Here is a 25,876-nt window from a genome sequence, read left to right on the forward strand (position 1 = left end):
TGAGTGGTTCGGTGGATCGGGTGCGGCGACGGTGGCCGTCGCCGCACCCGGCCCGATCAGACTTCGTCGACGCTGCTCACACCCTCGTTGGGGCGGCGGGAGAGGTCGATGCCGAGTTCCTCCGCCGCCCGGAACACCTCGTCGTCGGTCTCGCGCATCTCCAGGGCGACACCGTCGCTGGAGAGCACTTCGACGTTGAGGCAGAGCGACTGGAGCTCCTTGAGCAACACCTTGAACGACTCCGGGATGCCGGGCTCCGGAATGTTCTCGCCCTTGACGATGGCCTCGTAAACCTTCACCCGACCGAGGACGTCGTCGGACTTGATGGTCAGCAGTTCCTGCAGGGCGTAGGCGGCACCGTAGGCCTGCATGGCCCAGCACTCCATCTCACCGAAGCGCTGACCACCGAACTGTGCCTTACCACCCAACGGCTGCTGCGTGATCATCGAGTACGGCCCGGTCGACCGAGCGTGGATCTTGTCGTCGACCAGGTGGTTGAGCTTCAGGATGTAGATGTACCCGACAGCGATCGGGTCCGGCAGCGGCTCGCCCGAGCGCCCGTCGAAGAGCCGGGCCTTGCCGGTGGAGCCGATCAGCTGCTTGCCGTCCCGGTTGGGCAGGGTCGACGCGAGCAGACCGGAGATCTCCTCCTCACGGGCACCGTCGAAGACCGGGGTGGCCACGTTGGTGTCCGGCTCGGACTCGTGCGCCTCGATCGAGCGCAGCTGCCGCTTCCACTCGGCGTCGTCGCCGTCCACGCTCCAGCCGGTCTTGGCCACCCACCCGAGGTGGGTCTCCAGGACCTGCCCGATGTTCATCCGGGAGGGCACACCGAGCGGGTTCAGCACGATGTCGACGGGGGTGCCGTCCTCCAGGAAGGGCATGTCCTCGATCGGCAGGATCTTGGAGATGACGCCCTTGTTGCCGTGCCGGCCGGCGAGCTTGTCACCGTCCTGGATCTTCCGCTTCTGCGCGACGTAGACCCGGACCAGCTCGTTGACGCCCGGAGGCAGCTCGTCGCCGTCCTCCCGGGAGAAGGTACGCACGCCGATGACCGTGCCGGTCTCACCGTGCGGAACCTTCAGCGAGGTGTCCCGGACCTCCCGCGCCTTCTCACCGAAGATCGCGCGGAGCAGCCGCTCCTCCGGGGTCAGCTCGGTCTCACCCTTCGGGGTGACCTTGCCGACCAGGATGTCGCCGGGGACGACCTCTGCGCCGATCCGGATGATGCCGCGCTCGTCGAGGTCGGCGAGCATCTCCTCGCTGACGTTCGGGATGTCGCGGGTGATCTCCTCCGGACCCAGCTTGGTGTCCCGGGCGTCGACCTCGTGCTCCTCGATGTGGATCGAGGTGAGCACGTCCTGCTGCACGAGGCGCTGCGACAGGATGATCGCGTCCTCGTAGTTGTGCCCCTCCCAGGTCATGAAGGCCACGAGCAGGTTACGCCCGAGTGCCATCTCACCCTCGTCGGTGCACGGTCCGTCGGCGATGACCTGGCCGGCCTCGACCCGGTCGCCCTCGAAGACCACGGGCTTCTGGTTGACGCAGGAGCCGGCGTTCGAGCGACGGAACTTGTGCAGCAGGTACGTCCGGCGGTGACCGTCGTCCTGGTGGATCGTGATGTAGTCCGCGCAGAGGTCCTCGATCACACCACCGACCTCGGCGACGACCACGTCACCGGCGTCGACGGCGGCCCGGTACTCCATGCCCGTACCGACGAGCGGCGACTCGGCCTTGACCAGCGGCACCGCCTGGCGCTGCATGTTCGCGCCCATCAGTGCGCGGTTGGCGTCGTCGTGCTCGAGGAACGGGATCATCGCGGTGGCGACCGAGGTCATCTGCCGCGGCGACACGTCCATGTAGTCCACGGCACCCGGCGCGACGTCCTCGGTCTCGCCGCCCTTACGACGGACCAGGACCCGGTCCTCGGCGAACGTGCCGTCGGCCCGCAGCGGGGCGTTGGCCTGCGCCTTGACGAACCGGTCCTCTTCGTCCGCGGTCAGGTAGTCGATCTGGTCGGTGACCCGACCCTCGACGACCTTCCGGTACGGCGTCTCGATGAAGCCGAACGGGTTGACCCGGGCGAAGGTGGAGAGCGCGCCGATCAGACCGATGTTCGGGCCTTCCGGCGTCTCGATCGGGCACATCCGGCCGTAGTGCGACGGGTGCACGTCACGGACCTCGAAGCCGGCCCGCTCCCGGGACAGACCACCAGGGCCGAGCGCGCTCAGCCGGCGCCGGTGGGTCAGGCCCGCCAGCGGGTTGGTCTGGTCCATGAACTGGGACAGCTGGGAGGTACCGAAGAACTCCCGGATCGCCGCCACCACCGGTCGGATGTTGATCAGGGTCTGCGGCGTGATCGCCTCGACGTCCTGGGTGGTCATCCGCTCCCGGACGACCCGCTCCATCCGCGACAGGCCGACCCGAACCTGGTTCTGGATCAGCTCGCCCACCGTCCGGAGACGGCGGTTGCCGAAGTGGTCGATGTCGTCGGCCTCGTAGCCCTCCTCACCGGCGTGCAGCCGGCAGAGGTACTCCACGGTGGCGACGATGTCGTCCTCGGTCAGCGTGCCGGTGGTGATCGGCACGGCGACTTCGAGCTTCTTGTTGAACTTGTACCGACCGACCTTGGCGACGTCGTACCGCTTCGGGTTGAAGAAGAGGTTGTCGAGCAGGGTCTGGGCGTTCTCCCGCGTCGGCGGCTCGCCAGGGCGCAGCTTCCGGTAGATGTCGAGTAGCGCCTCGTCCTGCCCGCCGATGTGGTCCTTCTCGAGCGTGGTCATCAGCAGCTCGGACCAGCCGAACTTCTCGCGGATCTGCTCCGCCGACCATCCGACGGCCTTGAGCAGCACGGTGACGGCCTGACGGCGCTTACGGTCGATCCGGACGCCGACGGTGTCGCGCTTGTCGATGTCGAACTCCAGCCAGGCACCCCGGCTCGGGATGACCTTGACGCTGGACAGGTCGCGGTCGGAGGTCTTGTCCGGCTCCTTGGAGAAGTACACACCCGGGGAGCGGACGAGCTGGCTGACCACTACCCGCTCGGTCCCGTTGATGATGAAGGTGCCCTTCGGCGTCATCATCGGGAAGTCACCCATGAACACCGTCTGGCTCTTGATCTCGCCGGTGGTGTTGTTGGTGAACTCCGCGGTGACGAAGAGCGGAGCGCAGTAGGTCAGGTCCTTCTCCTTGCACTCCTCGATCGAGGCCTTGACCTCGTCGAAGCGCGGTGCCGAGAAGGAGAGTGACATGGTGCCGGAGAAGTCCTCAATGGGACTGATCTCGTCGAGGATTTCCGCGAGACCCGAGCGTGCGTGCGGGTCGTCCGCCGACCGGCCCTGCCAAGCCTCGTTGCCGACGAGCCAGTCGAAGGACTCGTTCTGGATGGCGAGGAGGTTGGGGACCTCGAGGTGTTCGGTGATCCTGCCGAAAGAGACTCGGCGGGGTGCGAAAGCGCTCGACGTACGACTGGTCTTCGCAGGGCGGGAAGCTGCCAAGATGCGTCCTTCCGAGGACCGGTGCTGCAGAACGGCTGGTATGCGTGCACTCCAATGACCCCACCAGAATTATCCAGAATCGGACATTCCGAGCAGGGGTCAAGTCGGAAGGCAGCGCAAACTAGCAGTGTAGCCGAAAGGCTAACCGCTGTCCAGCCGACCGGCAGGTCGGCGCGGAACGTGCCTCGGGACCCCCTGGAAACCGGGGTCTACCGGGCCGCTCGGAACGCGTCGTTCCTACCGGACCGCTCCGGTGATGACGGGGCGGCTGTCACCGCCACTGCCATTACCCGAGAGATGGCCGTTGCAAGCGCGGAAGGTCTTGCTGTGTGCCAGCGTGCCTGTCCGGTCGGTACCGCGTCAAGGCCCGGACCCACGGGTGAGAACTTCTTTGCACCCGCCGGGCGAACCTCGAAGCCGACAGGCTACCCGACGCCCACACCGGACTCCCTGGTCACCTCGTCTCCCCCGGGAGTCCACAAACGCGACGGGCGACGACCCGTTTCCGGATCGCCGCCCGTCGCGACAAGGTGTGTGCCGCCTCACGTGAGGCGGCACACCACAGGTGATGCCGAAGTCACTTGAGGGTGACCTTGGCGCCCTCACCCTCGAGCTTGGTCTTCGCCTTCTCGGCGGTCTCCTTGTTGACCTTCTCCAGGATCGCCTTCGGCGCGGACTCGACCGCGTCCTTGGCCTCCTTGAGGCCCAGGCCGGTCAGCTCACGCACGACCTTGATGACCTGGATCTTCTTGCCACCGTCGGCCTCGAGGATGACGTCGAACTCGTCCTTCTCCTCCTCGGCCGGCGCAGCCCCACCCGGGCCACCCGGAGCGGCGGCCAGGGCGACCGGCGCGGCGGCGGTGACCTCGAAGGTCTCCTCGAACTGCTTCACGAACTCCGAGAGCTCGATCAGCGTCATCTCCTTGAACGCGTCGAGCAGCTCTTCGGTGCTGAGCTTCGCCATGTCTGGCGTCCTTTCCTGAATGGTTGACTAAGAACGTGGGTGCGCCGCGCGGCCTCAGGCCGCCTCGGCGCCCTCCTTCTCGCGCTTGTCCTGCAGGGCGGCCGCCAGCTGGGCGGTCTTGGAGAGCGGAGCCTGGAACAGGGCCGCGGCCTTGCTCAGGTTGCCCTTCATCGCGCCAGCCAGCTTGGCCAGCAGCACCTCACGGGACTCCAGGTCGGCGAGCTTCGTGACCTCGGCCGCGGTGATGGCCCTGCCCTCGAAGACACCGCCCTTGATGACGAGCTTCGGGTTGGCCTTCGCGAAGTCACGAAGGCCCTTCGCCGCCTCGACGACGTCGCCCGAAACGAAAGTCAGCGCGGTAGGACCGGAGAACAGCTCGTCGAGGCCGGAGATGCCCGCATCGGTCGCGGCACGCTTCGCCAGCGTGTTCTTCGCGACGGTGTAGGTGGTCTCCTTGCCGAGCGAGCGCCGCAGCTGGGTGAGCTGGGAAACCGTCAGACCGCGGTACTCGGTCAGCACGGTCGCACCCGCAGTGCGGAAGCTCTCGGTCAGCTCGGCGACGGCCGAGGCCTTGTCGGCCCGGATCGACTTGTCCGCCATGTCCCTCCTCTCTCGTTGCTCGGAGCTGGTCGCCGTCGAAGGGGCGGGATCGCCCGTGACGGCACCGTAGGCATCACGACAAACGAAAAGCCCCGGCGCAGGGCGCACGGGGCGAGGATCGGCTCGAAAACCGAAGTGTCGCTTACCGCCCTGCGCGGGTCGCCCGTCATCGCGGACCTTCGACCATGCCGGAGCATGGTGACCAGCGGTCTCTGGGTGGAACTCGGTCAGGTTACGCGACGCGCCGCCCGGAAACCAAATCGCCCCGCACCCGTGGCCCGTCCACGTGTCCCGGCTCACCGGCACCCGGGCCGCCCCGGCGGGCCCGACGACTGCGGGAGGCACCGCCGACTACGGCGGGCCGGGGACTTCGGCGGGCCGGGGACTTCGGCGGGCCGGGGACTTCGGCGGGCCGGGGACTTCGGACGTAGCCGGCGAATCGGTCCATTCGGGAACGGGCGAGGGCCCTGCCACCGTCGGTGGCAGGGCCCTCGTCGGACCAGCGGTGCTCAGCCCTCGGCGAGGCCGTCCTGCAGGTTCTTCACCACGTTCGGGTCGATCGGGACACCCGGGCCCATGGTCGTCGTCAGGGTGACCTTCTTCAGGTACTTGCCCTTGGACGCGGAGGGCTTGGCCCGCAGGACCTCGTCCAGGACCGCGGCGTAGTTGTCCACCAGCTGAGCGGCCGAGAAGGACGCCTTGCCGATGATCAGGTGGAGGTTGGAGTGCTTGTCCACCCGGAAGGCGATCTTTCCGCCCTTGATGTCCGCGACCGCCTTGGTGACGTCCATGGTCACCGTGCCGGTCTTCGGGTTCGGCATGAGACCGCGCGGGCCCAGGATCCGCGCGATCCGGCCGATCTTGGCCATCTGGTCCGGAGTGGCGATGGCGGCGTCGAAGTCCAACCAGCCACCCTGGATCCGGGCGACCAGCTCGTCGGTACCCACCTCGTCCGCACCCGCCGCGACGGCCTCTTCGGCCTTCGCGCCGGCGGCGAAAACGATCACGCGGGCGGTCTTACCGGTGCCGTGCGGCAGGTTGACCGTCCCCCGGACCATCTGGTCCGCCTTACGGGGGTCGACGCCGAGGCGCATCGCGACCTCGACCGTGGCGTCGAACTTGGTGTTGGTGGTGTCCTTGGCGAGCTTGATCGCCTCAGCCGGGGTGTAGAACTTCGAGCGGTCGATGACCTCGGCCGCCTTGCGGTAGCTCTTGCTGCGCTGCATGTCTGTCTGACTCCTGTGGTGTCTGGCGGGTCGCGCCTTCGCGCGCCCTCCCACGATCGGGCCGTATGGGGTTCGGATCAGTCGGTGACGTTCAGGCCCATCGACCGGGCGGTGCCCGCGATGATCTTCTCGGCCTGGTCGAGGTCGTTGGCGTTGAGGTCAGCCATCTTCTTCTCGGCGATCTCGCGCACCTGGGCCCGGGACACCGAGCCGACCTTCTCCTTGTGCGGGACGCCCGAGCCCTTCTGCACACCGGCGGCCTTGATCAGCAGCCGGGCGGCGGGCGGGGTCTTCAGCACGAAGGTGAAGGAACGGTCCTCGTACACGCTGATCTCGGCGGGAACGACGTCCCCCCGCTGCGACTCGGTCTGCGCGTTGTAGGACTTGCAGAATTCCATGATGTTCACGCCGTGCTGACCGAGCGCGGGGCCGACCGGCGGCGCCGGGGTGGCCTGGCCCGCCGGCAGCTGAAGCGTGAACGTCTTGACGAGCTTCTTCTTCGGAGGCATGTCTCTTCCTGGGACGTGGATCGGGAAAAGGCGCCGGCCTCGGCACGCACGGTCAGCGCGCTGCGACAACGACGACGTTCTAGGGTAGCGCAGTCATCGACGGTCTCCTGCCGGAGGTGCCGCAGGAGACCGTCGACGACCGACCACGGCCGGAACGGACGCGCCGGCGGCGAGCCGAGGCCCGCCGCCGGTCACCGCTCAGATCTTGGTCACCTGGTTGAAGTTCAGCTCGACCGGGGTCTCCCGGCCGAAGATCGAAACCAGGACCTTCAGCTTCTGCTGGTCGGCGTTGATCTCACTGATCGTGGCCGGCAGCGAGGCGAACGCGCCGTCGGTGACCGTGACCGAGTCGCCGACCTCGAAGTCGAGGACCTTGACCTCCGGCTTCGCCTTCTTCTGCTCGGTCTCGACCGCCGGGGCGAGCCACTTGAGGACCTCGTCGAGGGAGAGCGGCGCCGGGCGGTCGGCCCGGTCGGTCGCCCCGACGAAGCCGGTCACACCGGGGGTGTTGCGGACGCAGGAGTACGACTCCGCGGTCAGCTCCATCCGGACCAGGATGTAGCCGGGGAAGACCTTGGCCTGGACCTGGGAACGCTTGCCGTTCTTGACCTCGACCTCTTCCCGGGTCGGCACCTCGACCTGGTAGATGTAGTCCTCCATGTCGAGGGACGTGATCCGGGTCTCGAGGTTGGTCTTGACCTTGTTCTCGTAACCGGCGTACGAGTGGACCACGTACCAGTCGCCGGGGGCGTACCGCAGCTTCTGGCGCAGCTCGGCGACCGGGTCGTAGTCCTCGGCCGGCTCCGGCTCGGTGGTCGGGAACTCCGGCTCGCTGGCGGCCTCGACCGACTCGTCACTCGCCGCCGTCGCCACCGTGGACTGCTCGTCCGTGGGTCCGGCGGTCTCGTCGTACTCAGGCACGCTTGCTCACTTCCGTCACTTATCGGCTCGGTCAGCCGGTCAGCTGGGGTTACCGAAGACCCACAGCACGCCCTTCGCGAAGGCGAAGTCGAGCCCGGCCACGATCGTCAGCATGACCGCGACGAACACGACCACCACGGCGGTGTAGGTCAGCAGCTCCTTGCGGGTCGGCCAGATGACCTTACGCAATTCGGCCACGACCTCGCGGAAGAACCGCGCCACGCGGCCGAACACGCCGACCCGGCCGTCGTCGGCCTTGGTCTTCGGCTTGCTGTCCGCCGACTCGGCCCGAGCCTTGGACCGGGTCGTGGTGCCACCGCGCGAAACCGGCTCGTCCGCGTCGGTAGCGTTGGCATCGGTCACATCGTCGCCGGCGGTCTCGTCGACGACGTCGTCGTCGTGCTGACGGTCGTCGCCGGCGTCCTCGCCGCGCCGCTTGTTCTCGGCCACTTCGCCCTCCGTCGCGGGAATCAGGGTCGTACGCCGGGAGGCGTACGCGGCGTTGGTCACGCCGACCGGACCGAACCGTCCCGCGACGGGCCGCGGCCGGCAGACCGGCCGAGAGGACCCGATGCCTCGGGACCACCCCGCCGGTACCACCACCACGGGCCGGACGCCACCAGGTGGCGGCGCGACCCACGGGAACGGTCAGGCCTGAGGCGCAGGGGTGACAGGACTTGAACCTGCAGCCTGCGGTTTTGGAGACCGCTGCTCTGCCAATTGAGCTACACCCCTGTGCGGAAAAGCTCACCCCACCCCGCCGAACACGACGAGAAAGGGCCACTTACCCCACGGCGGACCAGTGTACGGGTACCGGCACCAGTTTCCCAACCGGTCTCCCCCACACGCGTGGCGAGCGGCCTCAGTCGCGGACGCGCACCGTGGCACGGGCCTGCGACAGGACCTTCTCCCCCCGGCACACAGCGGTCACGTCGAGCCTGGTCAGGCCCGCCTCGGTGACCTCGCGGACCTTCGCCGACACCTCGATCTCGGTGCCCTCCTCGTCGTCGGGAACCACCACCGGCCGGGCGAAGCGGACACCGTACTCGACGACGGCGTCCGGGGCGCCTGCCCACTCGGCGACCGCCCGGCCGACCAGCGCCATGGTGAACATGCCGTGGGCGATCACCCCGGGTAGGCCGACGGTGGTGGCGACCCGGTCGTTCCAGTGGATCGGGTTGAAGTCCCCCGAGGCTCCGGCGTATCGGACCAGGTCCGCGCGCGTCACCCGGTACGTCCTGACCGGCAGCTCCATCTCAGCCCTCCCCACGTACGACCATCTTGGACCACATGGTGACCACCGGGTCGCCGGTGGTCGTCACGACCTCGATCCGGGTGGTGAGGAAGTCGTGTCCACCCCGCTGGGTGATCTCCTCGATGGTGGTCCGGCAGACCAGCTCGTCCCCGGCGACCACCGGGCGGGTGTAGGCGAACCGCTGGTCCCCGTGGACCACCCGGGCGAAGTCGACGCCCAGCTGCGGGTCGGTGAAGACCTGCTGACTGGCGCGCTCGGAGACCACAACGGGGAAGGTCGGCGGGGCCACCACGTCGGAGTGGCCGAGCGCCCGGGCGGCGTCGGGATCGTGGTGGGCCGGGTCGGTGGCCCCGATCGCCGTGGCGAACTCGCGGATCTTTTCTCGGCCCACCTGGTAGGGGGCGGTCGGCGGATAACTCCGGCCGACGAAGGACGGGTCCATGGGCATGCCGAGAAACCTACAACGGGACGAACGTCCGCCCCGGTCAGGGCACCGACGCACGAAAGCCGACCCGGAAGAGGACGGGCGGCGGTGCCGCGCATCCTGCTCGGATCGGCGATCGGTGCTCTGGTGTGCCGGCTCGCGCCGGCGACGACTCAGCGGGTCTCGCGGTGGAGGGTGTGCTTCCCGTCCCGGGGGCAGAACTTCTTCATCTCGATGCGGTCCGGGTCGTTACGGCGGTTCTTGCGCGTGATGTAGTTGCGCTCCTTGCACTCCACACACGCCAAAGTGATCTTCGGCCGAACATCGGTCGCCTTCGCCACGGCGGAGTGCCTTCCTCGCTAACGGAACAACTACAGCGCATCAGCCTACGCGCTAACTGCGCGGACATGCAAAGTGGGCGCCAACGGCGCCCAACCCATCGAAACCCCGGACAACTGGATCCCGAAAGTAGCGGTGGCCGGACTTGAACCGGCGACACAGCGATTATGAGCCGCTTGCTCTACCATCTGAGCTACACCGCTGCAGGTGGGGTCCAGCCGGACCCTCTGAGCCCCCTTACGGAATCGAACCGTAGACCTTCTCCTTACCATGGAGACGCTCTGCCGACTGAGCTAAGGGGGCCTGCGCGATCTCCCCGTGGGGGCCGCGCAGAGGTAAGAGTACACGGCCCGCCCGGCGAGGTGAAATCGGATCCCCCACCCGCCGCCACCCGACGCTTCCGCGCAGGTCGGGAGGCATCCCGACCTGCCGTCAGGGCACCGCCCGCAACCGGGGCAGGTCCACGTTCCCGGCCGGGTCCGGCTCGGCCTGGGCGCTGAACCAGGCGGCCAGGCGCTCGTACGGCAACGGACGGCTGAAGAGGAACCCCTGCCCGATCTCGCAGCCGATGTCCTGCAACAGCTCCAGGGTCAGCTCGCTCTCCACCCCCTCGGCCACCACGGTGAGGCCGAACTGCTGGGAGAGGGTCACCACGGCGTTCACGATTGCCAGATCCCCCGGATCGGTCGCCATCCCCTGGACGAACGAGCTGTCGACCTTCACCTCGTGCACCGGCAGGCGACGCAGGTACGCCAGCGAGGTGGCCCCGGTGCCGAAGTCGTCGAGGGCGAGCCGTACGCCCAGCTCCCGGAGCCGACGCAGGGTCGGGATCGGCCGGTCGGTGCCGTCGAGGACCCCGGACTCGCGGATCTCGAAGGTGAGCCGGTGCGGGGGTACGCCGTACTCGGTGAGCAGTTCGCGGACCCGGTCGGGGAAGTCCCTGTCGGTGAGCGTACGGGCGGAGATGTTGACCGAGACGGCGAGTGGCTGCTCGGAGTAGACCCAGTCCCGACTGCGTCGCAGCCCCTCCCGGAGCACCACCTCGGTGAGCCGGCCGATCTGGCCGGTGTGCTCGGCCACGGCGACGAAGTCCGCCGGGGCCACCTGGCCGTGCGCGTGGTGCTCCCACCGGGCCAGGCACTCGACCCCGACCAGACGCCGGTCCCGCAGCGTGACCTTGGGCTGGAAGTAGACCTGCACCTGCCCCTCGTCCAGTGCCCGCCGCAGGTCCTCGGCGAGACCGAGCCGGTGCAGCGTTCCGCTCTCCAGGGCCGGGTTGAAGACCTGGACGCTGCCGGGTACGGACTTGGCCGCCGTCGCGGCGAGGTCGACCCGTTGCAGCAGGGTCGCCGCGTCGCTGCCGTGTTCGGGGTGCACGACGATCCCGACGGCCGTGTCGACGTCGAGAGTCAGCAGGTCGAAGACCATCTCGTCGCGGATCTGCTCGCGCAGGGAGGCGGCCAGCTCGACCGCCTCGTCGACGTTGGCCAGCCGGAGGGTGACCAGGAACTCGTCCCCGCCGGCCCGGCCCACCAGGGCGGCCGACGGCGCGCAGGACCGGAGCCGGCCGGCGACCTCGGCGAGGACCTTGTCCCCGGCGGCGTGTCCGAGCGTCTCGTTGACCTGCCGCAGCCCGTCCACGTCGAACAGCAGCACCGCCACCACCTCGCCGGGTGCCCTGATCTTGACCGACTCGTCCAGGGCGGCGGTGATCCGCCGCCGGTTGGGCAGCTTGGTCAGCGCGTCGTGGTACGCGTCGTGCCGCAACCGGTCGACGAGGCGGGAGTTCTCCAACGCCACGGCGGCGTGCGCGGCCACGGTCTCCAGGACCGGCACGTCCTCGGGGGTGAAGTTGTTGGCGTCGCCCAGCCGGTTGACGACCTCCAGCGTGCCCATCGCCACCGAGCCGACCCGCAGCGGCAGGACTATCGCGTCCTTGACCCGCTCGACGCGGACTGTGGCCCGCTGACCGGCCTCGTCCCGGAAACGGGGGCCGACGGTGACGGTCTGCGCCGTTCGTACTGCCTGTTCACGCAGGTCAGCAGGGGTGACGGCGATGTCCAGCAGCCCGCTGTTGTCCTCCCGCGCGGTCAGCAGGACCTCGGGGTGACGCCCCTGGGCGGGCAGCCAGAGGGTGGCGTACTCGGCCTGCATCAGGGTCCGGACCCGGCCCAGGAGCGCGTCGACGAGGGTGCCGTCGTGGCCGCTCTCGGTGATCGCACCGGTCAGCTCGTACAGGTCGGCGAGGGTCCGGTGTTGGCGCAGGAACTGGGTGTACGACCTGTACACCAGCATGAGGGCGAGGGCGATCGCCGCGAGCAGGACGACCGCCCACCTGTTGGTGACCAGGGTGATCAGGATGAGCAGACCGGCGGCCACCTGGATCACCCCGGCCAGCAACGCCGGTGGTGAGGTGCGGATCAGCTGCCATCCGGCCTGCCAGCCCTGGACCACCCCGATGACGACAGCCACGGCGGTCAGGGTCACCAGGGTGTGCACGCTGGTGGCCAGGAAGAGGATCGCCCAGGTCTGTGGGCCGACCCCGACCGGTTCGGGGAGCGCCAGCAGGGTCATCTCGGCCAGCGCGGTGGCCGCCGCGGCGAGCGCCACGTTGAACCAGAACTTGACCGGCGCGAGGCGGCGCCGGATCTGCACGATCAGGGTCGCCAGCGTGTACGCGAACACCACAGACAGCGGTGGCAGCAGGTAGAAGGCGACCACCAGGGGGATCTCGGTGAGGAGCACGCCGAGCGCCTGGCGGCGTACCACGATGTTGATGACCGGCAGTGCGGCGGCGACCATCACCGCGGTCATGACAAGCGTTGCCGGCCACTGCCCGACCGACGGACGTTCGGCAAGCGCCAGCACTGTCGAGCAGAGGACCGCGATCAGGGCGATCGGGCCGCTGACGAGCCAGGCATTCTCGGTCGATCGGCGTGACCTCGGCCGGTGCTCGACCATGCCGTCCCCTCCAACGAGCACGTCGGCCCGGGGTCAACCGGGCCGACGTGATTGACGTCTAGCGGACGACCGCCTGCAGGGCCGGCATCTGCCAGTCGAAGCCGTCCGCCTGCACGCTCCGCACCTGCCAGTCGAAGCCGTCCTGACGGTCGACGATCACGTTGCTCGTGAGCACAACCAACGCGGCGGCGGCGAGCAGCGAACCGAAGACCCGGCCCACCCTTCGAGCAAGCATGTTCGCTCCCTGTCACGAGTTAGTCAGAGTGAGTAAAGGTTCCACGATGGTGCCACACGGCCAGCGGGGGTAAAAGCGGAGAGCGCCGTGGGTCGGCACCATGACCGGGTAATTCATCCGTTCGACGCTTCGGATCACCTCTCTGGACCAGATCGCCACCACCACAGGTCCGCACTCCGCTACAGAACCTGCAAATTGCGACCTCACCCGCTTACCGTGCGGATCACCAGTCTCCCGGTTCCTGCACTTGCGGTCGCATCTGCAGATGCACCTGCATCGACCCGTACGCCGATTCCACCGGAACCAATGCCGACAACGCCCCACCGACTAAAGACCGATTTGCCGCATTCGCCACATTCATTGGTCGGGTCGGTCTCCACCCTGGACGGACCGACGCGCCGCCCGGTGAACCCGACCCCCGTCGCCGCTCCCCCGCGCCCCGCCCCGCCCGACGCCTGAACCCGACCGCCGATCCGGCCACCCGCCCGCCGCCCCGCCGGTGGCACCCCGACGCCCCACGCCCGCCTCCCCGACACCACCGGTGACGCCGCCCAGCGAAGCATCGGGTACGCCCATTCGAGCTTGCGCCGAATCGCCACCTGATTGACACCGACCCGGCCGTTACCGACCGCTCCCGAGAATTTCCGCAACGAAGCCGCAAATGGTCCGGAAGTCACCGCAGAACCACCGACCGCTCTTCGGTCTTACCGAGCCGGATCACCCGACACCGACCATCACAGGCGGCCCGTCGCCGACCAAAGCCCGGACACCGAAACCGAACGGGGGATGGCCGAATCGGGAGACGACAGGAAGATACGGCCCCCGAGAAGTGCATCACGAAGATCCTGCCGTCGATCGAGGCTCCTGCGGCCCTCTCTAGGATCTTGGTGCGGAACCACATCGGAACCGCGAACCCTGGAGGTCGGTACATGCGGCGGATCATCACAGTGTCGGCAGCGGTGCTGCTCCTGCTCGGCGGGTGCGGCAGGGTGGACGACTCCACACCCGAGGCCGCCCCTTCGGGTGAGACCGTCGACGAGGGTGCCCCCACCCCCGAGTCGACACCGCAGGCCCCGCCGCCGGGTCTCTCCTCCGGCATCGTGTTCGCCCAGGGAGTGGGCCTCGCGCCGACGAAGACGCTCATCGTCCGGGACGTCGCCACCGGCAACCCCGTCGGGTCCCCCGTGGTCGTCCCCTACCCGGCCGGGAACGCGAAGCGGACGACCTTCGACACGACGATGAACCGCCTGACGTACGTCAAGGACTGCGAACTGCGCGTCGCCACCCTCACCGATGGCGTCTTCACCGACAGTGGAACCTGGACGGCGCCCCAGGTGTACGGCGCAGGCGAGCAGTGCTACCAGAAGGCCCACTTTGCCGAGAACGGCCGGATCCACGCCGTCCTCGGGGAGGGACAGCGTCAGGCCCCCGGCGGCAAGGCCGGACGGGTCGTCTCGGTGGACCCGGCCACCCCCGACGCCGACCCGAAGGACGAGGGCGTCGCCGACCCCCGCAGCGAGAAGGTCTACAAGATCGACGGGCTGACCACCTCGGACACCCGGGTGTACGCCTTCGGTGACGACATCGAGCACGTCCTGGTCAACGGTGCCGCCCCCGGTGCCGGCGTCCTCGACGGATTCGAGTACCACTGCGGGGTCCCCGTCGACGCCGACCGGCTCCTGTGCAGCGCCAGGACCGACGAGGACCGCCAGCACTTCGGCAGCATCGCCCTGGTCACCGTGGACCGCGCCGCCAACACCGTCACCATGAAGAAGCTGGCCCCGCCGAACAAGTCGAGGATCCAGCACCTGGTCCTCTCCCCCGACGGCAAGATGATCGCCATCCAGGACTCGACCGGCTGGTACACCACCACCCTCGACGGGGCGAGCACCCCCGTACGGCAGCAGTTCGAGGTCGACAACCCGGGCCAACCCCTGTTCTGGTCCTGACCGACACCGTGCACGGGTTCCGGTAGCCGAACGGTTCGGCGAGAGCGGCCCCCGATCGGCATCTCTGCTGATCGGGGGCCGTGCTCGCACCTGGTGGCGGGTGGAGGATTCGAACCTCTGAAGCTTGCGCGACGGATTTACAGGGCGTCAGGGACAGCCGCCCACCCTCTGTCCACGCCCACTTACTGAAGCCGCCGGGCTATCGCGTATCAATGATGCGAAGTACGTCCTTTGCAGCGAAGACGCGAGCATAGCGCCGCCCTGTCCGCTCCTGGAGGATGCCTAGGCCCTCCAGTCGACGGATGGCAGTGTTTACAGCTGGATAGGAGACGCTGTACATCTGGGATGCAGCCGTGGGTGTGATCATCGGGTAACCGATGAGATCCTCCACGATCCGGGTAGCCACCCCGCGTACTTTAGCCTCTTGAAGTCGGTCGAGCGCATGCTCCTTCCAGTCGAGTAGAGCATCGATGCGCTCCACTGCCAGGACAGCCTGCGCTCGGACAGCCTCCGAGAAGAATCTGATCCATTGATCGAACCTGCCCGTCATGCTGACCTGAAGGAGGTGGTCCTGGTACTCCCGCCTTCGCATCTCAAGCCAAGGCGAGAGATTCAGGACAGGCACTCGCAACTCGCCTTCCGCCGCCAGCTGAAGCACGCAGACCAGACGCCCAAGGCGTCCGTTTCCATCATTAAAAGGATGTAGCGTCTCAAACTGGTAGTGACCCAACGCCATCTTGGCGATCAGCGGAAGGTCATCCTTGGTGTTGATCCAGGTTTCCCACGCCTCAAAACCCGCCCTCAACTGGTCTCCTGGCGGTGGAGGCACGAAGCGGGCTTCCGTAACTCGGCCTGCGTTGAGTCCGATGAAGACCTGGATACTCCTGACATCTCCCGCGTCAGCGGTGTCAGCCCGGGTCCCCTTCATGAGAACCTTCTGAAGCTGCCGAAGCATGCCGATGGTGATCGGTCGTTCCTTGATCCACTCATACGCCATCTCAGCAGCGCGCACGTAGTTGACGACCTCGGCGACTGACGCAGAGACCGCACCCGCCTCCAGGAAGTCAGCCTCCAGAACGTCGTCCAAGGCTGCGTACGTACCCTCAAGAGCTGAGGTGCTGACAGCCTCCCGCCGGATCGCCGGCCTTGCCAAGAGCATGGGGTTGGGAAGCCGAATCGCCGCCTGGTCAAGCCGCGCGACCGCGGCCGTCGCCGCAGTCAGATCCCGGAACGTCTCCTGCGCAAGGTCGACCTGGCCTGGCAAGGGGTTCGGCAGGAACGCCTTGTGATCGTATGGCTCGTCATACCGAGTGTCATGGCCGCTGATGGGCACAAGCACCCCAACAGGGGACGAAGCAAACGCCTGAAGATCCACGGATTGCAAGCCATTCTCTGAGAACTTTAATTTCAGCCCTTTAATTCAAAGTCTAGCCCCAACGTCCGAGGCAGATCTAAAGCATCTAGCTTCAAACTTACATTTGGAACCCAGGTTCGTAACTACGGAGCGTTAGCTTGGAGCCGCCACAACCACAGAGTTCACTACTCTCCGTGTTTAGCCCAGGCGAAGGTTAGTTTCGAGTGATCCGAGCGCATGGCTGATCTTGTCATTCACGGTGTCGTCTCCTCCATCGATGCAGTTGGCGTAGATGCAGAGGAGGACGGCGACGCCGTGGCCGGCGAGCTTCCGCCGTCGGTCGTACACCGACCTGGAGAGCGGTCCACCCCGTGCAGGCCCCGGAAGAACCGGCCGTCCGGGGCGGTGCCAACCAGTCGTGATCGGCTGGACTCAGCCGGAGAGCCCAACGAGAACGGCCCCCGATCGGCATCTCTGCTGATCGGGGGCCGTGCTCGCACCTGGTGGCGGGTAGAGGATTCGAACCTCTGAAGCTTTCGCGACGGATTTACAGTCCGCTCCCATTGGCCGCTCGGGCAACCCGCCAGGGCGTACCACCACGCTGTGCGCGGCGGCGGAAGCAAGGATAGCGGTTCGCCCCGGCACCGCCGCAACCGGGTACGGTCAGGGTGCCCACCGCCTGGTCGGTGGGCGACAGTACGTGACGAAGACCGCCGGACAGCAGGAGCATGAACATGGCAGCGAACCCGTCGTTCGACATCGTGAGCAAGGTCGACCGGCAGGAGGTCGACAACGCCCTTCGTCAGGCGCAGCGGGAGCTCTCCACGCGGTTCGACTTCCGGGGCACCGGTGCCGAGATCGACTGGTCCGGTGAGGAGACGATCGGGCTGCAGGCCGAGACCGAGGAGCGGGTCCGGGCGGCGTTGGACGTCTTCAAGGAGAAGTTGGTCAAGCGGAACATCTCGCTGAAGTCGCTGGACGCGGGGGACCCGAAGCCGTCGGGCAAGATTTTCAAGATCGACTGCAAGGTGGTCCAGGGCATCGAGTCCGACAAGGCCAAGGCGATCAGCAAGAAGATCCGGGACGAGGGCCCCAAGGGCGTACAGGCGCAGATCCAGGGCGACCAGCTGCGGGTCACCGGCAAGAAGAAGGACGACCTCCAGTCGATCATCACCCTGCTCAAGGGCGAGGACTTCGGGATCGCCCTGCAGTTCACGAACTACAGGTAGGGCACGCCCGGGCCGGTGGTCGACGGGACGTCTCCCGTCCGGCTGCCGGCCCGCGCCGTACCCGCAGACCCCACGAGAAGGTGCCGCCGGAACCGATCGGTGTGCGGGCCGGGGTCGGGCCGGTCCGGGGACGAAAGGCGTCGGGTCAGGCCGGTTCGGGGGTGAGGAGGCCGTCGGAGTCGCGGGCGGTGCGGGTCTCGGCGCGGGCGACCGGGCCGGTGGGTAGCGCGGCGACCAGGGCACCGACGGCGACCGCCGCACCGGCGAAGAGGAACGCGCCGGGGACTCCCCCGCCGTGGTCGACGAGCAGCCCGGCGATCGCGCCCCCGGCAGCGCTGGCTCCCACCGACACTGTCACCACCCAGGTGTACGCCTCGTTGAGCATGCCGTTCGGAGTGATCCGGCCGACCAGGGTGTTCTCCAGGGTCAGCGCGGGGGCGATCAGCGCGCCGCCGACGACCAGGGCCACGCCGAGCGCGATCGGCCCCGGCATCACCGCGAACACGGCGAACGAGGCGGCCACTCCGGCGAGGAGTTGGGCGAAGAGGCGGGTCATGTTGCGGGCCGGGGCCCGGGTGCCGAACCAGAGGCCGCCGGCGGCGCTGCCGACACCCCAGACTGCGAGCAGCACACCGGCCAGCCCTTCGGCCTCTCCGCTGCCGGCGTGGCCGGAGGCGTAGGCGGGGACCGTCACCCCGGCGGCGCCGAAGGCGATCCCGAGGCCGCCGACGCAGACCAGGAGGGCCGGGAACCCGGCGACGGCGAGCGGGCCGAGTCCTCGGGCGTGGTGCTCCCGTCCGTGGGGACGCCATCCGCGCATCACCCGGCCGAGCGCCACGACTGTCGTACCGATCAGGGTCACCACCGCCGCACCGACGAGCGCGGCGGCGGCGTCGGCGAAGAGGACGAAGCCCGCGACCAGCAGCGGGCCGAGGACGAAGACCACCTCGAAGAGGGTGGTCTCGGCCGCGAGGGCGGTGTTGCGCAGGTGGTAGCGGCCGGTGGTGGGGGCGGTGAGGTCGTTCCAGGCTCCCCGGATCGCGGCGGTCAGCGGCGGGTACGTCGCCCCGGCCCCTGCGGCGGCCAGGAAGATCCACCCCAGGGTGGGTCGCCCGGAGTTGCTGGTGAGGAGGAGGGCGATCAGGGCCACCGGGTGGGCCACGGCGGGGACCAGCAGGACCGGGGTGGGGCCGAGCCGGTCGGCGAGCCGTCCGGCGACCGGGCTGAGCGCGGCCCCGGAGAGGGCGTAGAGGCCACCGGCGACGGCGGCGAGGGAGTACCGCCCGGTCACCTGCTCCACGACGAGGAGGAGGGCCAGCGGGGTCATTCCGATCCCGAGTCGACCGAGGACCCCGGTGATCAGGAGTACCGGGGCTCCGGGGATCCGCCACACCCCTGCGTAGCGACCGACTGCGGCCACGGCGAACCCTCCAGCGTTTCGTACGGGTAATGAGTGAAAGACCGTACGACCCTAACGCCGCCGGTTTGGCGGGGACAGGGTTTCCTGGCTCACACGCGTCCCGCCCGCGTCCGGTGGGGCCGGGCGCGGGCGGGGGTGTCTCGGGTGGGGACCGTCAGCGCTGGAACCGTACGGGTCCGCTGTTCGCCGCGAGCTGTTCGAGGCGGCGTACCCGCTCCTCCATCGGGGGGTGGGTGGCGAACATGGCCGAGATCCCACCGCCCTTCTTGAACGGGTTGTCGATCATCAGGTGGGCGGTGCTGGTCAGCTGCCCCTGGGCGGGCAGGGGGCGCGCCTGGGTCCCCGCGTGGATCTTGCGGAGGGCGCTGGCCAGGGCCATCGGGTCGCCGGTCAGCTCGGCCCCGGAGGCGTCCGCCTGGAACTCCCGGCTCCGGCTGATGGCCAGCTGGATGACTGTCGCGGCGATCGGCCCGAGAATGATGGTGACCAGCAGGACCAGCGGGTTGGGGCCGTTGTCGTTGCGACCCCCGAGGGGGATGAACAGGGCCAGGTTCGCCAGCATGGTGATGATGCCGGCCAGGCCGGCGGCGACGCTGGAGATCAGGATGTCCCGGTTGTACACGTGTGACAGCTCGTGCCCGATGACGCCCCGCAACTCTCGGTAGTCGAGGATCTGGGTGATCCCCTGCGTGACGCAGACCGCCGCGTTCTGCGGGTTCCGGCCGGTGGCGAACGCGTTCGGCTGGGCGGTGGGGCTCACGTACAGGCGGGGCATCGGCTGGTCGGCCTGCTGGGCCAGCTCCCTGACCATCCGGTACAGCTCCGGGAACTGCGCCTCGCTGACCGGCTGCGCCCCCATCGACCGCAGCGCGATCTTGTCGGAGAAGAAGTAGCTCACGCCGTTCATCACCAACGAGACGACGACGGCGACGACCAGTCCGCCACTGCCGCCGAACCAGTAGCCCACCGCCAGGATCAGCGAGGTGAGCAGGCCGAGCAGCGCGGCGGTCTTCAGACGGTTGTGGTGCACGTTGACTCCTTCGGTGCACGGATCAGGACCGGATCCGCTGACCGGTTCAACAAGCCGGTACCCCGCAACAGTCCGTCTAATGACTGTGAGTTACCTGGGAGCGGTGACGTCCAGCACGATCTGAGGGGCGAACCCGACGATGACCGCTACCGCCGTCGCCACCGCCAGCACCACCAGGACCACCAGCGCCGGACGGCCCGCACCGGCCTGGGCCGACCCGCCCGAGGCGGTGGGGGGAGCCCAGAGGACGGCGGCCAGGCGCAGGTAGTAGGCCAGGCCGACGACGGCGTTCAGCGCCACCACCAGGGCGAGCCAACCAGCGCCGCCGGTCAGCAGCGACCTGACCACCGTGACCTTGGCGAAGAGACCGGCCAGCCCCGGGGGGAGGCCGGCCAGGCCGACCAGGGCCAGCCCGAAGGCCGCCGCCGTCCAGGGGTGCCGTCGTGCCACGCCGCGCAACTCCTCCACCGTGCCCCCGTCCGCGCCCGCCGGACGCAACGCCACCAGCGCCGCGAACGCCCCCAGCTCCAGGAGCACGAAGAAGACGGCGTACGCCAGCGCCGCCGCGTACGCCGCAGTCATGGCCTGCTCGGTGCGCCCGGCGGCCAGGGCCAGGACGCCCAGCGGGGCCAGGACGTAACCGGCCTGGGCCACCGACGACCAGGCGAGGAGCCGGACGGTACGTCGCTGACGCAGCGCCACCAGGTTCCCGACAGTCATCGTCAGCACCGCGAGCAGGGCGAGGATCGGACCGGTGACCGTCTCCGGCAGCGCGTACCCGACGACGGCGAGGAGGGCCACCACGCCACCGAACTTCGACGCGGTGGAGAGGTACGCGGCGACAGGCACCGGCGCACCGTCGTAGGTGGCGGGCGCCCAGGCGTGCATCGGCACCGCCGCCACCTTGAACGCCAGCCCGAGGACCACCAGGGCGACGGCGGCGGTGGCCAGCGGGAGGTCCGTCAACTCCGGCCGGTCGGCGAAGATCGCACCGAGCCGGTCCAGGTGCAGGCCGCCGGTGGCCGCGTAGACCAGCGCCGCACCGAGCAGGGTCAGGGTGGTCGCCACCACGCTGACCACGAAGAAGGTGACAGCCGCCTCGGCCCCGGCCAGGCTGCCCCGGCGCAGCCCGACCAGGACGTAGATCGGCAGGGTCAAGGTCTCCACCGCCACGATCAGGGTGATCAGGTCCCCTGCCGCGCCGAGGACCACGCCGCCGGTCATCGAGCAGGCCAGCAGGAAGGCGTACTCCCCCGTCGGGACGGATCCGGTGCGCAACAGGGGCACCGACAACCCCAACACCCCGAGGGCGAGCAGGGCGAAGACCACTGCCACCAGGGCGGACCGGCTGTCGGCGACGTACGAGCAGTCGGCGCCGACGCAGAAGGTCCGACGGGTCGGCCCGGCCCCGACCACTGCCGCCCCGACGGCGGTGGCGGCGGCCCCGACGGCGGCCACTGCCAGCGTCACCCGCCCCCGGCCCAGCAGGACGTCGGCGAGCAGGACCAGGACTGCCGTCCCGGCCGCCAGGTAGGCGGGGGTCAGCGCCACGTGGTCGATGCTCTGCACCAGGCTCCCGGTCATCGCAGCACCTCCACCAGGGCGGCGACCGGCTCCCCGGCCACCCCCAGGACCAGTGTGGGTGCGAGTCCGATGGCGAGGGTCAGCACGACCAGGGGCGCCCACGCGGTCAGTTCGGCCCCGGACAGCACAGGGGTGACCGAGCCGACCGCCGGGCCGGGTCGGCCGTGGGTCACCCGACGCAACAACCGCAGCAGGTACGCGGCGGTGAGCGCCCCGCCGACGGCGGCCAGCACCGCCAGGGTCGTCCAGTACGCCCCGCCCACCTGGACGGCGGCGATCACCGCCAGCGCCTCTCCCCAGAACCCGGCGAGGCCGGGCAGCCCCAGCGAGGCGACAGCGGCGAAGGCGAGCAGACCGGCGAGCCGGGGTGCGGTCTCCCGCAGCCCGGACAGCTCGGCGAGGGATCCCGTGCCGGTCCGGTCCTTGATCGCCCCGGCCAGGAAGAAGAGCAGTCCGGTGATCACCCCGTGGGCGATGTTGCCGATGAGTGCCCCCTGGATCCCGGTGGCGGTGAGGGTGGCGACGCCGAGCAGGACGAAGCCCATGTGCCCGACGCTGGAGTAGGCGATGAGCCGTTTCAGCTCGGTCTGGGCCAGGCAGACCAGGGAGCCGACCAGGATCGCCGCCACCGCCAGCGCACCGAGCACCGGGGCCGCCCACCGGGCACCCTCGGGGGCCACGCCGACGGCCACCCGGATCAGCCCGTACGTCCCCATCTTGAGCAGGACCCCGGCGAGGACCACGCTGCCGACCGTGGGGGCCTGGGTGTGCGCGTCGGGCAGCCAGGAGTGCAGGGGCCACAGTGGGCTCTTCACCGCGAACGCCAGTCCGAGCAGGACGAACGCGGCGAGTTGGGTGCTCCGGGGCAGCTCACCGCCCCCGGTCAGGACGATCAGGTCGGCGGTGCCGGCGGCGGAGACCACGACGTACACCCCGACCAGCAGGAGGACCGAGCCGAACAGCGTGTAGAGGGCGAACTTGCGGGCCGCCGCCCGGGCGGCGTCCCGGGCGGGGCGACCGTCCCGTCCGGTGCTGCCGCCCCACCCGACGATGATCGCGTACATCGGCAGGAGGACGACCTCGAAGAAGAGGAAGAACAGGACCAGGTCCAGGGCGAGGAAGGTGCCGAGGATGCCCACCTCGACCACGAGCAGCAGCGCGACCAGGGCACGGCCGCTGCCGCCGGGCGGCACCCGCCACAGGGTGTACCCGCAGCACAGGGCGGTGAGCAGGGCGGTCAACACCACCAACGGCCAGGAGATCCCGTCGACCCCGAGGTGCAGGCGCAGGTCCAGGCCGGGCACCCACTGCAGGTCGAGTCGGTGCCAGGGGCGGATCGCCGGTTCGGTGGCGGTGTAGGAGGTCCAGGTCCGGTCGCCGGTGGCCAGCAGCGCCGCCAGGGGCACTGTGAGCGCGGCGGCGATCGTCCCGACGAGCCGGGCGGCCCGGTCCCGGGGCACGGCGGCGACGGCCACCGCACCGAGCGCCGGCACCGCCAGGACCGCGACCAGAAGGAACTGTCCGACTGTCATGACGAGGACCACCCAGCGAGAAGGACGGCGGCCAGGCCGATCAACAACGCCCCGGCCAGCACCCCGGCCGCCGCCCGGGGCAGCGCCGCCCGGTGCAGGGTGGCCAGCCCGCCGCCGAGGCTCCGGGCCGCCCGGCCGGTGCCCTCCACCACCCCGTCGACGACCACCTCGTCACCGGTACGGGCGACCCGGGCCAACGCCCGGACCGGGCGTACGACGAGGGTGTGTTGCACCTCGTCGAGGCGGAACCCGGCGACGAACAGCTGACGCAGCGGACCCAGGACCCGGGCCGGATCCTCGGTCGGGCTCCGACGCCGTCCGACGACCGCGGTTCCCACCCCGACCAGGAGCAGCACCAGCGGCAGGAGCAGCCCCGGCCCCACGTGGACCAGTTCCGGGGTGGTGGCCGTGTCGGGGGCGGCCGGGGCGAGGCGGGCGGCGAACGCCGGGGAGAGCCCGGCCAGCCCGAGGAGCGTGGCCGGCACGGCGAGCACCAGCACCGGCCAGCGCAGCAGCGCCGACGGGTCGTGCGGGTTCGGCAGCGGCTCCCGGGCCCGGCCGAGGAAGGTCAGCATCAGGACCCGGGTCGCGTACCAGGCGGTCAGCACCACGCCGACCAGCCCGGCGATCCAGAACGACCAGGCCACCCAGGTCGGGGCCGGTCCGGTCCCGTCGAGCGCGGCGGCCTGGGCGGCGGCCAACACGCCGTCCTTGCTCCAGAACCCGGACAGCGGAGGCACCCCGGCGAGGGCCCCGAGACCGACCAACGTGCACCAGAAGGTCACCGGCATGCCCCGGCGCAGCCCGCCCATCCGGGACATCAGGGCGGTGCCGACGGCGTGGATCACCGACCCGGCGGCGAGGAAGAGCAGGGCCTTGAACGCGGCGTGGGTGAGCAGGTGGAACAGGGCGGCACCCGGGGCACCGACGGCGAGGGCACCGGTCATGTACCCGATCTGGGACACCGTGGACCAGGCCAGGACCCGTTTCAGGTCGTCCTGGGCGGTGGCGGCGAGCGCACCGAGAAGGAGCGTCACCGACGCCGTCACCCCGAGCACCGCCGGCACCACCGACGTGGCGGCGAAGAGGTCGAACAGCCGGGTCACCGCGTAGACCCCGGCCGCGACCATGGTGGCGGCGTGGATCAGCGCGGAGATCGGAGTGGGACCGGCCATCGCGTCCGGCAGCCAGGTGTGCAGGGGGAACTGGGCGCTCTTGCCTGCCACCCCGGCGAGCAGGAGGAGGCAGGCGGCGGTGAGCAGACCCGGGGCGTGGTCGTGGGCGAGCACGTCGGCGATCCGGGAACTTCCCGCCGAGACGCCGAGCAGGGCGATGCCGAGCAGGAACCCGACGTCACCGACCCGGGTGACCAGGAACGCCTTCGTCGCGGCGGCCGGGGCCTGCGGCAGCCGCCGGTCGTGGGCGATGAGCAGGTACGAGCAGATGCCCATCACCTCCCAACCGACCAGGAGCATGATCAGGTCCCCGGCGACGACGACTGTCAGCATCGCGGCGGTGAAGAGGCTGATCTGGGCGGCGTAGGGCGGGTACCTGTCGTCGTCGGGGTGCTCCGGTCGCAGGTAGCCGACCGAGTACACCTGGACGAGCAGGGCGACGGCGGCGACGGCCACCGCTACCAGGGCGGCGGCGGGGTCGAGGCGTACCCCGAGGGTGATCCGCAGCCCGGCCAGGTCCAACCAGGTGGTGCTCGCCTCGGTGAGTGTGTCGACCCGGGCCAGGAGCGCCACCGCGACGGCCAGGGCACCGGCCGCGCCGGTCACCCCGAGGGCCACCGCCGCCCGGCGGGCCGACAGCCGTCCGGGGGTCGCTTCCCGGGAGGCGGGGGGCAGGAGGAGACCGACAAGCCCGGCGACCAGCGGTACGGCCGGCAGCAGCGCGCCGAGCAGGGCGTTCACCGGTCCCCCTCCCGGTCGACGGCGACCGACCCGGCCGACGTCGGCCCGGCGGATCCGGCCGACGCGGGACTCGCTGTCGACGGCTCGGTCAGCTGCACGTCGTCCACCGAGACCGTGGAGCGCATCCGGTAGAGCTGGAGCACGATGGCCAACCCGACACCGATCTCGGCGGCGGCCAGCACGATCACGAAGAGCGCGAAGACCTGACCGCCGTGCGGCAGCACCGCCTTCGCCGTGGTGTCGGCGGTGATCAGGATCAGGGTGACCGCGTTCAGCATCAACTCCACCGCCATCAACACCAGGACCACGTTGCGGCGGCGCAACACCCCGTAGACGCCGAGGCCGAACAGGAGGGCGGCGACGACGTACGGAATGACGGGTCTCACCGTCGCCGCTCCGATCCCTGTCGACCGATCTCGGGGCGGGAGAGGACTATCGCCCCGATCAGCGCCGAGAGCAGGAGCACCGAGAGCACCTCGAAGGGCAGCACCCAGTGGGCGAAGATCTGTTCACCGAGGCGTTCGGCGGTGCCCGGCTCAGGAAGATCCACTGTGGACCAACGGAACGCGTCGACCATCAGGACCGCGAGACCGAGACCGCTGCCCCCACCGATCAGGGCGGCCGGCCACCCCGGTCGGTCCAGGTCGGTGGAGACCCCGATCGGGGCCCGGGTCAACATCACCGCGAACAGGAGGAGGACCACCACCGCGCCGACGTAGATCAGCACCTGCACCCAGGCCACCAGTTCGGCGGCGAGGACCAGGTACATCCCGGCCACCGCCCCGAGACAGACCACCAGGTAGAGCCCGGCCCGGACCAGGTGCCGGGTGCCCACCACCAACGCACCGGACCCGACCGCCACCGCGCCGAGCGCGAGCAACAGCAGGTCCACCCCGGTCACGAGGCCGACCCGTCGGACGGGTTCCCGGCG

The 25,876-nt window shown here is 69.5% G+C and carries 22 protein-coding genes and 4 tRNA genes; 2 read left to right on the plus strand and 24 right to left on the minus strand.

The window, feature by feature from the left end; translation table 11 throughout:
• Positions 1-56 precede the first annotated feature (56 nt).
• From rpoB to ABT336_RS11450, 15 genes are all read right to left on the minus strand, one after another.
• Positions 57-3,497 (minus strand): DNA-directed RNA polymerase subunit beta, encoded by a 3,441-nt coding sequence (gene rpoB / locus ABT336_RS11380; RefSeq protein ID WP_350896429.1) that lies wholly within the window; start codon positions 3,495-3,497, stop codon positions 57-59.
• 577 nt (positions 3,498-4,074) lie between these two features.
• Complete coding sequence (rplL, locus tag ABT336_RS11385) at positions 4,075-4,461, minus strand: 50S ribosomal protein L7/L12 (protein WP_350896430.1); 387 nt, start codon at positions 4,459-4,461, stop codon at positions 4,075-4,077.
• 54 nt (positions 4,462-4,515) lie between these two features.
• Positions 4,516-5,061: a 50S ribosomal protein L10 gene (rplJ, locus tag ABT336_RS11390; RefSeq protein WP_350896431.1), complete on the minus strand. Its 546-nt coding sequence runs from the start codon at positions 5,059-5,061 to the stop codon at positions 4,516-4,518.
• Between the two features lie 509 nt (positions 5,062-5,570).
• The gene (rplA, locus tag ABT336_RS11395; RefSeq protein WP_350896432.1) at positions 5,571-6,287 is read right to left on the minus strand and encodes a 50S ribosomal protein L1; all 717 of its coding nucleotides are present in this window, start codon (positions 6,285-6,287) and stop codon (positions 5,571-5,573) included.
• 77 nt (positions 6,288-6,364) lie between these two features.
• Positions 6,365-6,796, minus strand: coding sequence for a 50S ribosomal protein L11 (rplK, locus tag ABT336_RS11400; protein WP_350896433.1), 432 nt, complete (start codon positions 6,794-6,796; stop codon positions 6,365-6,367).
• Positions 6,797-6,994: 198 nt separating this feature from the next.
• Positions 6,995-7,717, minus strand: a complete 723-nt coding sequence (gene nusG, locus ABT336_RS11405; protein ID WP_350896434.1) for a transcription termination/antitermination protein NusG — start codon at positions 7,715-7,717, stop codon at positions 6,995-6,997.
• A 39-nt stretch (positions 7,718-7,756) separates the two neighbouring features.
• On the minus strand, positions 7,757-8,167 hold the full coding sequence (secE, locus tag ABT336_RS11410) for a preprotein translocase subunit SecE (protein ID WP_350896449.1): 411 nt from the start codon (positions 8,165-8,167) through the stop codon (positions 7,757-7,759).
• Positions 8,168-8,379: 212 nt separating this feature from the next.
• A tRNA-Trp gene (locus ABT336_RS11415) sits at positions 8,380-8,452 on the minus strand.
• Between the two features lie 127 nt (positions 8,453-8,579).
• Complete coding sequence (locus ABT336_RS11420) at positions 8,580-8,972, minus strand: MaoC family dehydratase (RefSeq protein ID WP_350896435.1); 393 nt, start codon at positions 8,970-8,972, stop codon at positions 8,580-8,582.
• Between the two features lies 1 nt (position 8,973).
• Positions 8,974-9,420 carry an FAS1-like dehydratase domain-containing protein gene (locus tag ABT336_RS11425; protein ID WP_350896436.1) on the minus strand — a complete coding sequence of 149 codons (447 nt, stop codon included), beginning with the start codon at positions 9,418-9,420 and terminating at the stop codon, positions 8,974-8,976.
• 149 nt (positions 9,421-9,569) lie between these two features.
• Positions 9,570-9,737, minus strand: coding sequence for a 50S ribosomal protein L33 (gene rpmG / locus ABT336_RS11430; protein ID WP_203860687.1), 168 nt, complete (start codon positions 9,735-9,737; stop codon positions 9,570-9,572).
• A gap of 128 nt (positions 9,738-9,865) precedes the next feature.
• A tRNA-Met gene (locus tag ABT336_RS11435) sits at positions 9,866-9,938 on the minus strand.
• A 27-nt stretch (positions 9,939-9,965) separates the two neighbouring features.
• Positions 9,966-10,038: transfer RNA gene (locus tag ABT336_RS11440), tRNA-Thr, on the minus strand.
• A 129-nt stretch (positions 10,039-10,167) separates the two neighbouring features.
• Positions 10,168-12,696 carry a putative bifunctional diguanylate cyclase/phosphodiesterase gene (locus ABT336_RS11445; RefSeq protein WP_350896437.1) on the minus strand — a complete coding sequence of 843 codons (2,529 nt, stop codon included), beginning with the start codon at positions 12,694-12,696 and terminating at the stop codon, positions 10,168-10,170.
• A 58-nt stretch (positions 12,697-12,754) separates the two neighbouring features.
• Positions 12,755-12,931, minus strand: a complete 177-nt coding sequence (locus ABT336_RS11450; protein WP_350896438.1) for a hypothetical protein — start codon at positions 12,929-12,931, stop codon at positions 12,755-12,757.
• Between the two features lie 929 nt (positions 12,932-13,860).
• On the opposite strand from ABT336_RS11450, the gene ABT336_RS11455 reads away from it, so the two are divergent.
• On the plus strand, positions 13,861-14,880 hold the full coding sequence (locus ABT336_RS11455) for a hypothetical protein (protein ID WP_350896439.1): 1,020 nt from the start codon (positions 13,861-13,863) through the stop codon (positions 14,878-14,880).
• 199 nt (positions 14,881-15,079) lie between these two features.
• Here the strand turns inward: ABT336_RS11455 and ABT336_RS11460 are convergent, their stop codons facing one another.
• Both ABT336_RS11460 and ABT336_RS11465 read right to left on the minus strand, forming a co-directional pair.
• Positions 15,080-16,219: a Fic family protein gene (locus ABT336_RS11460; RefSeq protein ID WP_350896440.1), complete on the minus strand. Its 1,140-nt coding sequence runs from the start codon at positions 16,217-16,219 to the stop codon at positions 15,080-15,082.
• Positions 16,220-16,735: 516 nt separating this feature from the next.
• Positions 16,736-16,819: transfer RNA gene (locus ABT336_RS11465), tRNA-Tyr, on the minus strand.
• 149 nt (positions 16,820-16,968) lie between these two features.
• Here ABT336_RS11465 and ABT336_RS11470 point away from each other — a divergent pair.
• Positions 16,969-17,463, plus strand: a complete 495-nt coding sequence (locus ABT336_RS11470) for a YajQ family cyclic di-GMP-binding protein (RefSeq protein ID WP_350896441.1) — start codon at positions 16,969-16,971, stop codon at positions 17,461-17,463.
• A 145-nt stretch (positions 17,464-17,608) separates the two neighbouring features.
• Here the strand turns inward: ABT336_RS11470 and ABT336_RS11475 are convergent, their stop codons facing one another.
• The 7 genes from ABT336_RS11475 to ABT336_RS11505 all read right to left on the minus strand — a co-directional run bounded on the left by ABT336_RS11475 (position 17,609) and on the right by ABT336_RS11505 (position 25,846).
• Entirely contained in the window at positions 17,609-18,883 is a 1,275-nt protein-coding gene (locus ABT336_RS11475; RefSeq protein ID WP_350896442.1) for an MFS transporter, read from the minus strand.
• A gap of 154 nt (positions 18,884-19,037) precedes the next feature.
• Entirely contained in the window at positions 19,038-19,913 is an 876-nt protein-coding gene (gene htpX / locus ABT336_RS11480; RefSeq protein WP_350896443.1) for a zinc metalloprotease HtpX, read from the minus strand.
• A gap of 90 nt (positions 19,914-20,003) precedes the next feature.
• Positions 20,004-21,497 carry an NADH-quinone oxidoreductase subunit N gene (locus tag ABT336_RS11485; protein ID WP_350896444.1) on the minus strand — a complete coding sequence of 498 codons (1,494 nt, stop codon included), beginning with the start codon at positions 21,495-21,497 and terminating at the stop codon, positions 20,004-20,006.
• Positions 21,494-23,029 (minus strand): complex I subunit 4 family protein, encoded by a 1,536-nt coding sequence (locus ABT336_RS11490; protein ID WP_350896445.1) that lies wholly within the window; start codon positions 23,027-23,029, stop codon positions 21,494-21,496. The genes ABT336_RS11485 and ABT336_RS11490 overlap by 4 nt, the downstream gene beginning before the upstream one ends.
• Positions 23,026-24,945, minus strand: coding sequence for an NADH-quinone oxidoreductase subunit 5 family protein (locus ABT336_RS11495; RefSeq protein WP_350896446.1), 1,920 nt, complete (start codon positions 24,943-24,945; stop codon positions 23,026-23,028). Before ABT336_RS11495 ends, ABT336_RS11490 begins: the two co-directional genes overlap by 4 nt.
• Positions 24,942-25,331 carry an NADH-quinone oxidoreductase subunit NuoK gene (gene nuoK / locus ABT336_RS11500; RefSeq protein ID WP_350896447.1) on the minus strand — a complete coding sequence of 130 codons (390 nt, stop codon included), beginning with the start codon at positions 25,329-25,331 and terminating at the stop codon, positions 24,942-24,944. The genes ABT336_RS11495 and nuoK overlap by 4 nt, the downstream gene beginning before the upstream one ends.
• Positions 25,328-25,846 carry an NADH-quinone oxidoreductase subunit J family protein gene (locus tag ABT336_RS11505; protein WP_350896450.1) on the minus strand — a complete coding sequence of 173 codons (519 nt, stop codon included), beginning with the start codon at positions 25,844-25,846 and terminating at the stop codon, positions 25,328-25,330. The genes nuoK and ABT336_RS11505 overlap by 4 nt, the downstream gene beginning before the upstream one ends.
• Positions 25,847-25,876 lie beyond the last annotated feature (30 nt).

The organism is Micromonospora sp. NPDC000207, assembly GCF_040300925.1.
GTDB lineage: Bacteria > Actinomycetota > Actinomycetes > Mycobacteriales > Micromonosporaceae > Micromonospora.